Origin of the sequence: Microtetraspora sp. AC03309 (assembly GCF_020826795.1) — a bacterium.
Lineage (GTDB): Bacteria > Actinomycetota > Actinomycetes > Streptosporangiales > Streptosporangiaceae > Microtetraspora > Microtetraspora glauca.
Genome location: NZ_JADDIL010000037.1, coordinates 1 through 15,607 on the forward strand (window position 1 = coordinate 1; position 15,607 = coordinate 15,607).

Annotated in this window: 8 protein-coding genes; 3 read left to right on the plus strand and 5 right to left on the minus strand. The window is 71.9% G+C overall.

Annotated features, from left to right (window positions below; all coding sequences use genetic code 11):
- Positions 1 to 63: 63 nt before the first annotated feature.
- The 3 genes from IMZ11_RS22130 to IMZ11_RS22140 form a co-directional block, all read right to left on the minus strand.
- Positions 64 to 4,509, minus strand: a complete 4,446-nt coding sequence (locus IMZ11_RS22130; RefSeq protein WP_228644260.1) for a cation-translocating P-type ATPase — start codon at positions 4,507 to 4,509, stop codon at positions 64 to 66.
- 75 nt (positions 4,510 to 4,584) lie between these two features.
- On the minus strand, positions 4,585 to 5,115 hold the full coding sequence (locus tag IMZ11_RS22135) for a hypothetical protein (RefSeq protein WP_228644261.1): 531 nt from the start codon (positions 5,113 to 5,115) through the stop codon (positions 4,585 to 4,587).
- A 458-nt stretch (positions 5,116 to 5,573) separates the two neighbouring features.
- Positions 5,574 to 6,710: an anhydro-N-acetylmuramic acid kinase gene (locus IMZ11_RS22140; protein WP_228644262.1), complete on the minus strand. Its 1,137-nt coding sequence runs from the start codon at positions 6,708 to 6,710 to the stop codon at positions 5,574 to 5,576.
- A 67-nt stretch (positions 6,711 to 6,777) separates the two neighbouring features.
- Between IMZ11_RS22140 and IMZ11_RS22145 the strand changes: the two genes are divergently transcribed.
- Positions 6,778 to 7,818, plus strand: a complete 1,041-nt coding sequence (locus IMZ11_RS22145) for a BadF/BadG/BcrA/BcrD ATPase family protein (protein ID WP_228644263.1) — start codon at positions 6,778 to 6,780, stop codon at positions 7,816 to 7,818.
- A 94-nt stretch (positions 7,819 to 7,912) separates the two neighbouring features.
- Here the strand turns inward: IMZ11_RS22145 and IMZ11_RS22150 are convergent, their stop codons facing one another.
- Entirely contained in the window at positions 7,913 to 9,475 is a 1,563-nt protein-coding gene (locus IMZ11_RS22150) for a glycoside hydrolase family 10 protein (RefSeq protein ID WP_228644264.1), read from the minus strand.
- 137 nt (positions 9,476 to 9,612) lie between these two features.
- Here IMZ11_RS22150 and IMZ11_RS22155 point away from each other — a divergent pair, with 137 nt between their 5' ends.
- Complete coding sequence (locus tag IMZ11_RS22155) at positions 9,613 to 11,181, plus strand: glycoside hydrolase family 3 protein (RefSeq protein ID WP_228644265.1); 1,569 nt, start codon at positions 9,613 to 9,615, stop codon at positions 11,179 to 11,181.
- Positions 11,178 to 12,077 (plus strand): MurR/RpiR family transcriptional regulator, encoded by a 900-nt coding sequence (locus IMZ11_RS22160; RefSeq protein ID WP_228644266.1) that lies wholly within the window; start codon positions 11,178 to 11,180, stop codon positions 12,075 to 12,077. Before IMZ11_RS22155 ends, IMZ11_RS22160 begins: the two co-directional genes overlap by 4 nt.
- A gap of 87 nt (positions 12,078 to 12,164) precedes the next feature.
- Here the strand turns inward: IMZ11_RS22160 and IMZ11_RS22165 are convergent, their stop codons facing one another.
- Positions 12,165 to 15,005 (minus strand): HNH endonuclease signature motif containing protein, encoded by a 2,841-nt coding sequence (locus tag IMZ11_RS22165; protein ID WP_228644267.1) that lies wholly within the window; start codon positions 15,003 to 15,005, stop codon positions 12,165 to 12,167.
- Positions 15,006 to 15,607: the final 602 nt, after the last annotated feature.

Below are 15,607 nucleotides of genomic sequence, written 5' to 3' on the forward strand. Positions count from 1 at the left end.
CAGCCAGCCTGACGGGTTCACCGCTGGAGATCAATTACCCGGCCGAGATTCGGTGACGGGCCACTAGGCCGCCGCCGTAACGGGCCTCGGTGCCCTGGCGAGGGCCGACGGGGCGACCGACCGCTCGATCAGCTGCCCCAGGGCACCCGCCGCGGCGGAACAGCCGAGCCCGATGCCCCATCCGAACGGGCCGACCGGGCGGCATCCGAAGAACTGGCTGAGCCCGGGAACCGAGACGATCACGGCCAGTCCCGCGAGAGACGACATCGCGGCGATCATCACCGTGCGGTCCCTGCCTCCCGTCATGAGCGTCTGCAGCAACTGCGTGGCCACCAGGCCGATCAGCCCGACGGTGTCCGCGCGGCCGCGGGTGCCGGTCATCCGGGCGAGTCCCCAGGCGAGGCCGGCCCCCACCGCCGTCGTGGCCGCGCGCACGTAGATGTCGCGCGTCAGCGCGGCGCCCAGTGACGCCTCGGGACCCTCCGCGAGCAGCTTCTCCGGGCTGATCGCGCTCGGAGGACGTACGGCGACCGCCATCGCCGGGAGCATGTCGGTGAGCAGGTTGACCAGGAGCAGCTGGCGGGCGTTCAGCGCGCTGCGCCGGGTGAGCAGGCTGGATCCCACCGTGAAGAGGATCTCCCCGACGTTCCCGCCGAGCAGGATGCCCAGCGAGTCGCGGACCGAGCCCCACATCGCCCGCCCCTCGACGATCGCGTCGATGATCGTCTCAATGCGGTTGTCCGCCACGACGATGTCGGCGGCCGCGCGGGCGGCGGGCGTGGCCCGCTCTCCCAGCGCCACCCCGACGTCGGCGAGCCGGATCGCCGGCACGTCGTTGGCGCCGTCGCCGGTGACCGCCACGACCATCCCCGCCTGGCGCAGACACGCCACGATCCGCGCCTTGTGCGCCGGAGTGACCCGGGCGAAGACCGACACCTGGGGCAGCACCTCCACCAGCGCGGCGTCGTCGAGATCGTCGATCGCCGGGCCGGTCATGATGTGCAGCCCGTTCAACGCGCCGACCTCGGCCGCGATGGCCTCGGCGGTGCTCGGGTGGTCGCCGGTGATCATGACGACCCGGACCCCGGCCCGGATGAGGCCGTCCACGCTCCGCTTGGCCGTCGGCCGTACGGGATCGGACAGGCCGAGGTAGCCGCGGAAGCACAGCCGGCTGATCCTGGACTCGTCCAGGTCGGCGCGACTGGAGGCGCGGCGCTCCGCCACGGCGAGCACGCGGTAGCCCTGGCGGGCCAGCCGGTCCACCTCCTCGGTCAGCTCCTGCCGTGTCCTGTCGTCGAGGGGGACGGCCCTGCCCCCGCGCTCGACGCTGTCGCAGCGGGTCAGCACGACCTCCGGGGCGCCCTTGACGCTCAGCAGGTGGCCGGTCTCGGAGAGCCCGAGCACGGCGTGGTAGCCCCGCGCCGGCTCGAACGGCATCTCGTCGATCCGCGTCCACTCGCGCAGGCCGTCCTCCGGGGCGACACCCAGGCTCGTCGCCCCCTCCACCACGGCGCGGTCGGTCGGATGGGGGATGGCCCGGCCGCCCCCGAACCTCGGGCTCGCCCGCAGGGCGGCGCCGACGATCGCGCGCATCTGGGGCGTCAACGCGTCCACGCTCTGCTCAGACCATCCGTCGGACACCCGGCCCAGGCTGATGTGTCCCTCGGTCAGGGTCCCGGTCTTGTCGAAGCACAGGACGTCCACCCGGCCGAGCGCCTCGATCGTCGCGGGGTTCCTGACCAGGGTGTTGCGGGTGGACAGCCGCTTGGCCGCGGCCAGTTCGGCGACGGTGGCGATGAACGGCAGCCCCTCGGGAACCGCGGCGACGGACAGGCTCACCGCGGTCGACACGGCGGAGGCGATCGGCGAGCCGCGCAGCAGGTCGATCAGCATCAGCACGCCGCCGGACCCGAGCGCGGCGGGGAGGATGCGACGGCTCAGGGCACGCAGCCTCAGCTCCACACCGCTCGGCGGGGGGCCCTCACCGCCCAGCTCCGCGGTCCTGCCCACCTCGGTCGCCGTTCCGACGGCCACCACCACACCCAGGCCGTGTCCGGCCGCGACGGTGGTGCCCTGGTAGACCATCGACGTGCGGTCCGCCACGGCGGGCGCCATCGTCGGCGCGGTCGTCTTGGTCACGAGCTGGGACTCGCCGGTGAGCGTGGACTCGTCCACCTCAAGGCCGACCGCCCTGATCAGCCGGGCGTCCGCGGGCACCGCGTCCCCGGCGCGCAGCTCGATCACGTCGCCCTGGACCAGGTCGTCGCCGGTGGCCGCCCCTCGGCCGCCGCCGCGACGCAGGAGCCGTACGTGGATCTCCGTCTCCTTGGTGAGATGACGCAGCGCGCGCTGGGCGTCCCTGCGTTGGGCTCCTCCGAGCATGGCGTCGACCACCATCACTCCGGCGATCAGCCCCGCGTCCAGGACCGAGCCGACGACGGCCGACACCCCCGCCCCCGTGGCGAGGACCGGTGTCAACGGGTTGGCGAGTTCCTCGACGGATGCCCGTACCAGGGACGGCGGGCCCTCGACGGCGCGGGACACGACGGCTCCCCGCCGGTGCACCGCGTCCTCCTCCTCCAGCCCGGTGGTCGAGGTGTCCAGCCGGGCCAACACGTCGGACGTCGCCATGGCGTGCCAGGGAGTCCGGTCGGCGCCGGTCGGCGCCTCCTCGCGCCGGATGCCGCGCCCCACCATCGCCCCGACGACCATCGAGGCCAGCGCCGTGGCGTCACCCACGAGGACGGCGCTCTTGATCGCGCGCGCTGCCGGGCCGAGGGCCGACAGCGCCGCGCCGATCACCGCCCCGCCGAGGGTCACCCGTACGCTGTGCTCGCTCGCCTTCCTGGCGTACGGCAGGCCGCGCAGCAGCAGGTAGACGCCGTCATGGTCGGCGATCACGTCGGCGTCCCAGGGGACGTGGGCCGATCCGCTCCGGTGCACGCCGATGCCGAGGTCGGCCTCGGCCAGCCCGTGCGGGGAACGGCGCGACACCAGGGCGACGCCGTGCCCCTCCCGTTGGAGGGTGCGTACCGACTCGACCAGGTGCGCGGCACGCTCGGCCTGCTGCTCGACGCCGAGACGGCGGCCGAGGCCCGGCTCCCCGCCGACCACGATCACCCGGGCGGTATCCTTCGCCGCGGCGGTGAGCGCCTCCGCCAGCGGGTGCAACTCGGGGGCGAGTCCCACGAGCGCGACCCGCGTGCCGTCCCTCGTCACCTCGATCGCCCGGACGCCGCGCTCGCGCCACTGTGACACCCTCTCGGACTCCCCCGCCTCCGCCGGGGCACCGGTGAGGGGTTCGGCGAGCCAGCCTCCGTCGGCGCGCCGTGCGCCGGGGTCCTTGAGGTCGAGGAGCGTGTAAAGCCGGGCGTGCAGCGCGTCGCGGTCCCCTCCTGGCACGAGTGGCACGACCTCGTCGATCGCCCATCCGCCCGTGGTGATCACTGGGGCGTCGAGGAGGACCGCGTCGATCCGGTCCATGCGGCGCAGGGCGGTCCGGTGCAGCACGATCCCGCCACGCTCCGACAGCACCCGTACGACCGCGCTGGTGAACCCGTCCCGGCCGAGGCGCGCGGCCTTGGGCGTGGCGGAGATCAGCATGGAGACTCCGCGATCCTGGCTGCGGCTCACGATCGAGGTGATGCCCTGCGCGCCCAGCGCGGCGAAGCTGGCGGCGTCGCAGTACCGCTCGATCGGGCCGTGCGGCAACGGCGCGGGACGGGGCCGCATGGGCACCCGTATGTGGCGGTACGCCCCTTCGTGGGCGGCGAACTCCTCCTCGCGGTGCTCCCACGCGCGGCGGCCGGCCCGGGAGTCGGAGAACCGTCCGGCGGCCGCCACCGAGTCGAGGAAGAGTGCGATGGGGCGCACCGCGAGCGTCTGGCTGACGATGCGCGTCAGCGTGAAGATGGTGTCCGTCGCCGGCACCCCGACCCGGCGTTCCAGGAACACCCGCACGCGGGGGGTGTGCTCGACGAGTTGGACGAACGCGGGCACGGTCGGCGGCAACCGCCGCGTGTGGGTGAGGAAACCGGCCAGAGCGAGACTCGTCCCGGTGAGCCCGCCGAAGAGGGCGATGGCCGCGTGCACCTCCTGCTCCACGCCGTCCCGTGCCCATCGGACCCCGCCGGCCTGGTCGGTGTCCTCCTCTTCCTCGTCCTCCTCGGTCGCCACCTCGAGGGCCTGTTCGTCGGCGGCGGCCGCCGCGGTGTCGCATTCCTCGATGATGGCCAGGAGTTTGGGCATGTCGGCGGTGCCCTCGTCACAGCTGACGAACACGCAGCCGAGCGCGCCGTTCACCTCCGCGCGGGTCGCTCCCTCCGCGCGCAGCCGCGCCTCAAGAGCGTGGATGGCGTCCCGGGTGTCCGGTCCGCCGATCTCGCGCAGTTCGATCCGTACGCCGCCCGCGCACGCCTGGACGCGGCGCGGGCGTGGTACGAAACTTCGCAGCGGCTCCGGGAGGATGCTCAGCAACGTGTCGATGGAAGGTATGACGGAGAGCCGCATCTCAACTCCGGCCTGTCACGTGGGATGGACGGCCGGACCGGGCGGCGGACGAGCCGCCCGGACGGGATGGCGGGATCACCTGCCCGCTCGGGCGGTCCTGGTGGCGGACGCCACCGGGGTCACGCGCCGCTCCCGCGACCAGGCCTTCGACTCTTCTGTACGGCCGCGCTGCGCGAGCACGGTCCCGACGCCGATCGCGGCGGCCACCGGCCACTCGATCACGCCGAGGATGGCCAGGGCGCCGAGCCCGCCGTAGTACGCGACGCGCTCGGGCGGCGGGAGGAACGACCGGGCGACGTCCATCGCGTGGCCGACCTCCTGGCGGCTGACGTGCGGCATCTCGACATGCGGCAGTCCGAGGTGGGGCCGGTGGAACTGGAGGCTCACCATGGGCAGGTTCAGCGTGAACTCCCCGTTGTGCCCGTCATGCTGCCGCGGCGTGTCGGGGCCGGGCGTCATGGTGGGCCGCGTGGTGGGCCGCGTGGCGGGCCGCGTGGTGGGCGAGGTGACCGGCTTCGCCGCGGTCCTCGCCGCGGTCTTCGCCGCCGTCCTCGTGGTGGTTCTCGTCGTACTCTTCGCCGTGGTCGTCGCAGTGGGCTTCTCCACCGGCGGCTGCTTCCTCGACACCGGCTTCCTCGTCGCCGACCGGGGTGTGGTGGCCGCACGCGCACGCGTCGTGCGACCCGTCTGGGGCGTCTGCGTCACGATCGTGTCCCTCCTCCACCCGGGGAGCGGTACCCCGGCAAGACGACCGGGAGGATGGCGCCCGTGGTCCGCGAGCCGGCACCTCCCGTATCTCCATACTTGGCCCGATCGGCATATACGGAAAGCCCTAATCGTGTCCTTTTACGGTCCCATTCTCGATCCAGGACGCTCAGCCGCCCGAACCGTGGATCACCTACCAGTGCCGTGACCTCGGCGGAGGCATGGCCCCCGCACGAGCGTGGAAGCGACGAACGGGTGATCCTTTCCGTTCGCCACCGCGACGCCCTCGGTGGAACGTACTTCCACGAATTCGAGGACAGGCGCGGCGACGTTGGTCTGACGACCGGACGCCCGAGCGGCTATCCGAGCCTCATGCGGACGTGCTCCGGCGGGTCCGTGAGGGGCGCGGGCAGCCGCAGCGGGCCCTCCCCCGGGGTGACGGTGCCGAGCAGCCGCGCCCCCGAGGCGCCCGTGCAGCCGGGCACCGTCCCCGGCAACCCGTGCGCGGTCAGCCACCCCAGGTAGGAGAAGGCGATCGCCTCCTTGGCGTCGGACGGCACACCCAGTTCGTCGCTCGCGAGGAACCGGGTGCCGGGCGCCCGTCGTTCGAGCTCGCCCATGAGGACCGGGTTGCGCAGCCCGCCACCGGACACGACCACCGTGTCCAGCCGGTGGCGCCGGATCTCCGCCGCCGCCGTCTCCCCCGTCAGCGCGGCCAGCGTCGCGAGCAGATCCTCCAGTCCCAGCCCGTACGGCGCCGCCACGCGCGCGAGATAACCCGCGTGGAACAACTCCTTGCCGGTGCTCTTGGGCGGCGCCCCGCGGTAGTACGGATCGGCCAGCAGTTCGGCCAGCAGCGCCTCGTGCGCCGTCCCCGCCGCCGCGAGCCGGCCGTCCTCGTCGTACGGCCGGCCGGTCGCGGCGAGCACGGCCGCGTCCAGCAGCGCGGAGGCGGGCCCGGTGTCGTAGGCGACGGCCGGATCGAGCACGGTGAGGTTGGCGATCCCGCCGAGGTTGAGCGCCCCGTTGCGGCCCGGCAGCCCGGCCAGCAACGGCAGGTCGAAGGCCGACACCAAGGGAGCGCCGTGACCCCCCGCGCTCACGTCCCGTACGCGCAGATCGGAGACGACCGGGACGCCGAGCCGTTCCGCGATCCAGGCCGGCTGGCCGAGCTGAAGCGTGCCGCGTACCCGGCCGTCCTCCACCCAGTGGTACAGAGTCTGCCCGTGGGAGCAGATCAGGTCGGCGGCCGGGCACTCCTCGGCCGCGCCGGCGAACGCCTGGCCGATCAGGGTGTCGAGGCGGCACACCTCCGCCATGTCGATCCGGTTCGGCGGCAGCGCCGCCACCACCCCGGCCCGCAGCTCCGGAGCGTACGGCTGCGCGGCGGTGTGCTCGATCACGCCGGTCAGGACGCCGTCCGCCATCGTCCAGTCGACGAGCGCGCTGTCGATCCCGTCGTGGGACGTCCCCGAGATCAGCCCGAGTACCCGCACACCTTCTCCTGTCGGGATTCTTCATAGCAATATAGTTCTTGGAAGAATATCTACACATGGAGAGCGTGTGACGACTCTGGTCATCGGCATCGACGGCGGCGGAACGGGCACCCGCTGCGTGGTGGCGACGCGTACGGGCCAGGTGGCCGGGAGGGGACGCGGCGGGGCCGCCAACGCGATTTCCGCCGCCGACCCCGTGGGCAGCCTGCGGTCCGCGCTGGAAGGTGCCCTCTCCGGCATCGCGCCGGACCGGGTCGCGGGCGGCGTGTTCGCCCTCGCGGGCGCCGCGTCGGCTCCGGAGCGCGCCGACGCGCTCGCCGCCGAGGCGTGGCGGGCCTGCGGCCTGTCCGGGCGGCCCGTCGTCGTGCCCGACATCCTCGCCGCGTTCGCCGGGGCCACCGAGGCACCCTCGGGCACCGTCCTGATCGCGGGCACCGGGGCCATCGCCGCCAGGATCGGCGCGCGTGCCATCGTCGCACGCGCCGACGGATACGGCTGGATCCTCGGGGACGAAGGGTCGGGGGTGTGGATCGGGCGCCGGGCCGTACAGGCTCTGCTGGCCGCGCTGGACGGCCGGGGCGGGCCCACGGCGTTGCTCGACGGGCCGCCGGAGTGCTCGCTCCGCGACGCCCTGATCGACGTGCCGGGCCGGCCCGCCTTCGGATCCGAAGGATCCATCGGAGAAGTGGCCACCGCGGGAGGGGCGCGGGCAGAGGCGTCGCGCCTCTCGCCGGACCAGGTCGTCCGGGCGGTCCACGCCGGGGTCGCGCAGTCCGGTCCGGCGTGGCTGGGGCGGTTCGCACCCGCGGTGGAGGCCGCCGCCCGCCTGGGCGACGCGCCGGCCCTCGCGATCCTCCAGGAGGCCGCGCGCCGGCTCGTCGCCACGGCCGAGTCCTTGGGCGAGGAGGCCGGGCCGATGGTGCTCGCGGGATCGCTGCTCACCGAACCGACCCGGCTGGCCGAGCTGGTCAGGTCCGGGCTCGGCCGCCCCACGGTCGCCGCTCGTGACGGCGCCGCCGGGGCGGCCGCCCTCGCCCTGCACAACGCCGCGCCGGACGCCCCTGAGGCGCCCGACGTCCTGGCGGCCCACCGGAGGCTCATCGCCTGACCGGTGCGGGCCGGACCGCTCGCCCGGCCGGTACGACTTCCCCACGGGGGCGGAAGCCGTACCGGCCGGGTGCGCCGATCGGCGGTGACGCGGGTCAGTGGACCCGGCGGCCGTCGCTCGGCTCGCTCTGGCGGTTCGCCCGGTCCACGGCCGTCACGTAGTAGTTCGCGCCCTCGGCCCCCTCGGGGTCCACCCAGCGCACGTTGCGGCCCGCCGGGATGACCGCGACCAGGTTCCGGGCGTCGGCGAAGTCACCCGCTCCGGCCTCCCGGTCCAACCGGTAGACCGCGAACTGGAACGGGATGTCCCTGCCGGTGGCCACGATGTGCAGTTCGGCGCCTCCGGCCGCCCTGCGGGCGGTGGCCAGGACTGGCCGCCGCGGCGGCTGCCCGCCCGCGAGACGCGGCAGCAGCGGGCCGAGGGCCGGACGGATGTAGTGCTCGTTCACGGCACCGGTGACGCTGCCCAGCCGGTCCTCGCGCACGTCGCCGGAGTTGTACCAGATGTCGCCGCCGACCTCCGGGTTGGCCCGGTTGAGCGTGAGGTGCCGGGAGAGCTCGTCCGGCTGGAACCACTGGGCGGGCTGCCCGGCCGCACCGGCCTTGTAGGCGGCCTGGCCGATCCAGAGCTGCACGTCGGTGCCCGCCGCCACGCCGGACCACCAGGGGATCAGCTTGGCGTAGTCGGCGTTCGACTGGCCGATGTACCAGTAGATCTGCGGCGCGATGTAGTCCAGCCAGCCCTTCCTGACCCAGCCTCGTGTGTCGGCGTGCAGGTTGTCGTACGACTGGCTGCCGCCGGTGTCCGAGCCGAGCGGATCGGTGGACTTGTTCCGCCAGATGCCCGACGGGCTGATGCCCCAGGCGACCTCCGGCTTCGCCTGCCGTACCCGCTGCTGCATCTCCTGGACGAGCAGGTCCACGTTCTGTCGGCGCCAGGAGGCGAGGTCGGGGAAGCCCGCGCCGTACTGCGCGAAGGCCGCGCTGTCGTCGAAGGCCGTGGTGTTCACGGGGTAGAAGTAGTCGTCGAAGTGCAGGCCGTCGATGTCGTACCTGGTGATCGCGTCCATCATCGCGTCCTGGACGAACGCCCGCACCTCCGGGATGCCCGGGTTGTAGTACAGCTTGCCGCCGTACGGCACGATCCAGTCCGGATGCTTGCGGCCCGGGTGGTCGGGGTGCAGCTTGGCCGGGTCCGGCTGCATCGACACGCGGTATGGGTTGAACCAGGCGTGGAAGGCCAGGCCGCGCCGGTGCGTCTCCTCGACGAGGAAGGCCAGCGGGTCGTAGCCCGGGTCCTGCCCCTGCACACCGGTCAGGTACTCCGACCACGGCTCGAACGACGAGGGCCAGAAGGCGTCGGCGGTCGGCCGGATCTGGACGAAGACCGAGTTGAGCCTGCGGGCCTGCGCGAGGTCCAGCCAGGCGAGATACTCCGCCTTCTGCTGGTCGACGTTCAGGCCCTGCTTCGACGGCCAGTTGATGTTGACCACCGAGGCGATCCACATCCCGCGCATCTGGCGCAACGGCGGGATGTGGCCGTCGGAGCTTCCGTCGGCGAAGGCGGGTAACGAGGTCAAGGCCGACAGGGGGAGAGCCGTCGCGGCCGCGGCCAGCGCCAGGCCGCGCAGGACGGAACGTCGGGTAGGTGAGCTCATGCGGACCTCCAGGGGGCATGAAGAAGAAGGCACCGATCGCGACCTTGGCAGAAACTTACTTTCAGATCAATGAGGATGAAAGAAAGTGTCATTGATGTGTAACCTGCTTCAAGACGTCCACGCGAGAGGGTGAGCTCGTGCCCACAAGCAGCTCCAGCCTTGACCGGCTGGCCATGACCGTCCTCCAGCCCGGGTTCGACGGCGTCGCGCCGCCCGGCTGGCTGCGCCGGGCGCTCGCCGACGGCCTCGGCGGGGCCGTGCTGTTCGCCCGCAACATCGAGGACGCCGGGCAGACCGCCGAACTCGTCGCCGCGCTGCGCGAGGAGAATCCGGCCGTGGTCGTCGCGGTCGACGAGGAAGGCGGCGCCGTCACCCGGTTCGAGGCCGGAACCGGCAGCTCGTGGCCAGGCAACCGCGCGCTGGGCGTCGTGGACGACGTCACGCGGACCGAACGGGTCGGCCGGGCCATCGGCCGGCTCCTCGCCTCCGCGGACGTCACCCTGAACTACGCGCCCGTGGCGGACGTCAACGCCAACCCGGCCAACCCGGTGATCGGCATCCGCTCCTTCGGCCCCGATCCCGAACTCGTCGCGCGGCACACCGCCGCCCTGGTCACCGGCCTCCAGGCCGAGGGGGTGGCCGCGTGCGCGAAGCACTTCCCCGGCCACGGCGACACCGTCACCGACTCGCACCTCGCTCTGCCGACCGTGCACGCGCCCCTGGACGTGCTCCGCGAACGCGACCTGCCGCCGTTCCGCGCCGCGGTGGAGGCGGGGGTCCAGGCGGTCATGTGCGGCCACCTGCTGGTGCCCGCGCTCGACCCGGACGTCCCCGCCACCCTCAGCAGGCGCATCCTGACCGGGCTGCTCCGCGAGGAGTTCGGTTTCGACGGCATGCTCGTCACTGACGCGATCGAGATGCGAGCCGTCGCCGCCCTGCACGCGCCCGGCGAGATCGCCGTACGCGCGCTCGTGGCCGGCGTGGACGCCATCTGCGTGGGCGCCTCCTCCCCCGAGGGCGAGAACGTCTACGCCCTGCGTGACGCGATCGTCGAGGCGGTCCGCGACGGCCGGCTGCCCGAGGAGCGCCTCGCCGAGGCGGCCGCCCGGGTCCTCGCCGTCGCCGAGTGGCACGCCGCCCACGCCGCGAGGCGGACGGCCGGCGACGCCCGCGCGGCGGGCCTCGGCGCCGGGCCCGGGGCGGATTCCGGAGCGGATTCCGGGGAGGAACTCGGCCTGGAGACCGCCCGCGCGGCCATGCGGGTGATCGCCGCGGGCTCGGACGTCCACCGGGCCGTTCCGCTCTCCCGGCCTCCCCTGGTGGTGCACATCGCACCCCGGATGAGCCAGGCCGTCGACTCCGATGTGCCCGTAGGTCTCACCCGTGAGCTGGCCGAGCTGCTTCCCGGCACCGTGGGCCGTACGATCACCGCGGAGGCCACGGCGCTCCCCGAGCTGAGTGGTGACCGGCCGGTCGTGCTGGTCGTCCACGACGCGGGCAGGCACGCGTGGGTCCGTGACCTCCTGGCGACGGCCGTACAGGCCCGGCCCGACGCGATCGTGGTAGAGACCGGCATTCCCGCCGAACCCGTTGGAGCGGTATATGTCACTACATACGGCGTCTCGCGGGCATCTGACCGCGTTGTCGCCCGATGGCTCACCGGCAGCGAAGAAACGCGATCCCGACAGGAGAAGACAGCAGGGTGAACGAACACGAGGGCCCCACCCCGGTCAACCTGGTAGCGACGGTACGGGCGATCCTGCCGTCGCTCACGCCCGCGGCCCAGTCCGTCGCCCGCCTCATCCTCGACGACCCCGCGATGGTCGCCGGTAGCACGATCACCGAGTTCAGCGCGGCCTCCGGGACGAGCGAGGCCACGATCGTGCGCACCGCCAGAGCCCTCGGGTTCGCCGGGTACTCCCAGCTCCGCTTCGCCCTCGCGGCCGCGGTGGCGCGGGCCAAGCCGGAACGCCTGGTCCCCGGCGATCTCGGGCCGGACGACCCGCTCACCGACGTGATCGCCAAGGTCACCAGGGCCGAGTCCGAAGCCCTCGCCGACACCGCCGCCCAACTGGCCCCCGACCGGCTCGCCGCCGTCGTGGAGGCCGTGGCCACCGCCCGGCGGGTCGACGCGTACGGGGTCGGCGCCTCAGGGCTCGTCGCGGTCGACATGGCGCAGAAGCTGATGCGGATCGGGCTGCCCGGCCACTCCTTCACCGACGCGCACCTCGCGCTCACCAGCGCCGCGCTGGTCCGGGCCGGTGACGTGGCCGTCGGGGTGAGCTGCACCGGTGAAACCCCTGACGTGCTGGGCCCGATGCGGGTCGCCAGTTCGGCCGGGGCCACCACGGTCGCGATCACCAACAACCCCCGGTCGTCGCTCGCCGAGCTCGCCGACCACGTACTCGTCTCGGCGGGCCGCGAGACGGCGTTCCGCCCGGGAGCGCTGGCCAGCCGGATCAGCCAGCTGCTGATCGTCGACTGCATCTTCGTCGGCGTGGCTCAGCGCACCTTCGACACGTCGGACTCTGCTTTACGCGCCACCCGTGACGCGCTTGACGGCTATCTCGAGGACTCCCGCCGCCGTACGAAGGCCGGATAGGGGCCGTCCGGAGAACGGTTCGCGCGGTGAGGCGCTTGGTGATGAGACAGACCCCATGTCGAGGCCCGGCCCCTCGCGGCTGGAGGGTTAGAAAGGCGGAACGTCATCGGCGGGATCAGGCGACGCCCCAGATAGACCTCCCTGGAGACTGTCGTCGCCCTCCCCCGTCGACAGATTCGGCGAGGCAACCCGCTCTTCCCACCAAGCAGGTTCGTAGGTCCAGGTCGGTAGGAACGGGAGTTCATCATCAGCCGAATCGCTGATGCGGCCCGCGCCGTAGCCGTGGGCGGCAAGCCCACCGCCGTTCCCGCCGACATGGCCATCTGCTCCACGGGGCCTCGCATCTCTGTCGGTGCCATCAGTGCGAGCAACTCGAGAGTTTCCGTCGGCCTCAGCGCCATCGACAGTGACTCGCTTTCTGATGCCGCTGGCATCCATGGGGCGCATCCCTGATCTGGGGAAGGTGCCGAAGGTCCAGCCATCGGGGGCGAAGGGCTCGGGCATGGGTTCGATGATCGGCGGCGGCTCGACCGGGTAGCGATGACCGGTCCGACTGATCCAGGTCACATGCCCGGGGCTGGTCTGGATGACCTGCCAGCCGTTGTCACGCAGGTCATGGTCGTGCGCGCACGCGGCGGCGAGGTTGTGTTCGGTGGTGGGGCCGCCGTTTGCGTATTGGCGGGTGTGGTCCATCTCCGATCGGGAGGCCGGTGCACGACACCCGGGATGGGAGCAGACCCTGTCGCGGATCTCGATCCGCCGCCGCAACCCGGCTGTGGGGAACCGCCTTCTCTCATCCCCGGATGCTGTTCGACCTCCGACAGCCGAGCCTCCGGCACCGTGCCCGGAGGCGTCCACTCCGGCCCCATTGGCCCCAAAGTTCTCAGCACCAGCGCCTTCGGCTCCAACCCCGTCACTCCCAGCACTACCGTTCCCAGCGCGGCCCGTGCAGCATGGTTCAGGGCCACGACGTACATCGCTGCGGGCGGTCCTGGTCGGTCCCGCCCAGGCATGGCCTTCTCCTCCGCTCCGCTCCGTCGTGTGGCTTGCGGCCTCGTCGTATTGACGCACGATGTCGGCGATCACACCGGCCCAACCGCCCTGCGCGTAGATGTCGGCACGCAATGCCCGCAGCAGCGACAACGGGAGCTGAAGCTCGACAATCCCGCGACAGCGAGTCGATGCGGACCCTCGGCGAAGATCTGCTTCCTGGCCGGTGTCCGGTCTCTGGGCAGAGGCCTGGTGGCGGGGCCATCCCGCAGGGCGACGCCGGGTGATCCCAGCATGGAGAAGTTGTCCCTGTTCGTCACAGATGGCGAACCGCCACTCCCCACCGATCTGACGCTTGGCCAGTTTGCGTGCCAGGTGGGCATGGATGGGCCCCCATCCGGCCAGTTCGGCGGGCAGGTCGTCCAGGTGCATCAGCGTGGAGACCTGGACTCGCAGCTCACCCGCCGCGAACCCAACCGCCCCAAGCGCACGGGCGGCCGCACTGCCGTTCCCGGCCTCCGCGCTTCCCGTCCCGATGCCCGCGCTTCTCGTCCCGATGCCCGCACCTGCCAGAGAAGCCCTAAGGTTGCCGCTACCGGCACCAGAGGTGGAGACAGCGTTGGACTCGCCCCCAGAACCGGGGCCAGTGCCGGGACCGGACCCCGGGGCGGGACCACCAGGACCACCAGGACCACCAGGACCACCAGGACCACCAGGACCAGGATCAGGACCTGGGTCGGGATCGGCGTCGGGATCGGCGGGATCGGAGAAGGTCGCGCTTGTGTCGGTGTCGTCAGCCTGACCGCCGCCACCGGCGTCGGACACGTTACAGGGGTCGGTGCCGTTGCCGTGATCGGCGGGGCCGGGAGGGCCCGCTCGGGTGACGGTGTCGTCAACGTCGCCGTTCTTCTCGCCGTTGGCGTGGTGGAGGTCGTGGAAGCCGGCGGAGCGCTGGGGCTTCTCATCGTCCCGGCCGGCGCCGTCCCCGCTGGCGTCCCGGCCGGTGTCGTCGCAGGTGCCGTAGAGGTCGGTGCTGTCGTCGATGCCACTGTCATCGAAAGGGCCGTCATCGAAGGGATCGTCGGAGAGCTGGTCGTCGTAGTCGTCCTCATCACCCGCCCGTTTGCGGGCGGCATTCGCGAACAGGACGGCGATGATCTGATCATCGTCCAGGCCGGACATGCTGCCGTCCAGCAGACCCAGGAACACATCCGCCCGCACCTGGTCGATCGGGGCGTGCAGGCCCGTCTTCTTCGCCCGCACCGCGATGGCATCCACCCGGGCGATCGCGGCCGCCGCCTGATCCACCGGCAACTGCTGGCCGGTGATGCTCGCCGAGCCGTCGGCATGCCGTACCCCGATCACCCGCCGCTGGTGAACAGCCCGCTCATACTTACGACGCGCCCAGGTGGGGTCGGCGGCGATCAACAGTTTCTTGATCTTCTCCCGGAGCTCACTCGTCGTCCATTTCGCGGCCTTGGGCAGCAGATGAGCGGCGACCGCTCGGGCGAGTTCGAGAGGGACGTCTTCCAGCCAGTCGCAGAACACCACCGCCCGCGCCTTATCGAGCAGACCGGCCGACAGGGCGTCACGCACGGCCGGGAGCCGCACTTTCAAGTCATAGGCGAGACCGTATTCACGTTCAGCCGCGCGGCGGGTGAGACGCAACGCCGCCCGCACTTCGTCGGGTGAATTCTTGTCCGGCTCGGGCATTTTCTCCATGCCGGAGACGGAAATCTCATACAGGCCGACTTCGGCCATCACGACGGCTTTCCGCGCTTGCACGTGTGCTTCGAGGCGGGCGTAGGCTTGCATCACGATCACGGCGTCGAAGCCGTCCAGCCTGGCGATATCGACCTGCTCCAGCACGGCGGCCAACCCCACGCCCGGGGGCATGTCGCCCAGGCCGTCGGGGATCGGCTGCCGTTCGATATTCACATTGCAACGCTAACAACCACCACCGACAAAAACGCCGCCCAGACAGCCTGCTCAAAAGCCGAAATCCATCTTCCAGAAATCACAGCTCTCCCATCCCAGAAACCACTAAAATGCGGCATTTTTTCAGAATTGCTTGGAGTTACGCTTCGCTCGGGTTGTTCGCCGGAGCCCGCAGGTGTGGCGGAGAGCCGTGACGGAGAGCCGTGGAGCCGCCCTGCGGCGCGGGGTGAGACCGCGACGAGGAGGTGTCCGTGGCCGCCGCCGTGGGGAACGACGTGCTGCAGGCAACTGCGGTGACGCTCGTAGCAGTTGGAGTGAAAGGTCACATGAGCGCCGGGGTGAAGGGCCCAGCGTGGAGAGGCCACGCCCCGTCCTGTCGTGCGGGTGATGTACTGACGGCCGTACCCGAGCCGGCCCTGGTGGTTGGTGGACATGCCGGCACTGACTGCGGTGGTGAAGCGTGCAGCAGGGCGGCTGGGGTGAAGGGCATGCGTGCTCTGTGGGCGCGAGTCACCGCCGAGGCAAGGCCGGTGCGAGTCGACGGAGGTGCTACCCGCGGATCTGATGGGAGGTCACGACGCCTGATCGAAGGTCACGACGCC

What these genes read in the sequence shown, in the direction of transcription:
- IMZ11_RS22130 (WP_228644260.1), bottom strand. Translation starts at nt 4,509, where the DNA reads ATGCGGCTCTCCGTCATACCTTCCATCGACACGTTGCTGAGCATCCTC.
- IMZ11_RS22150 (WP_228644264.1), bottom strand. Translation starts at nt 9,475, where the DNA reads ATGAGCTCACCTACCCGACGTTCCGTCCTGCGCGGCCTGGCGCTGGCC.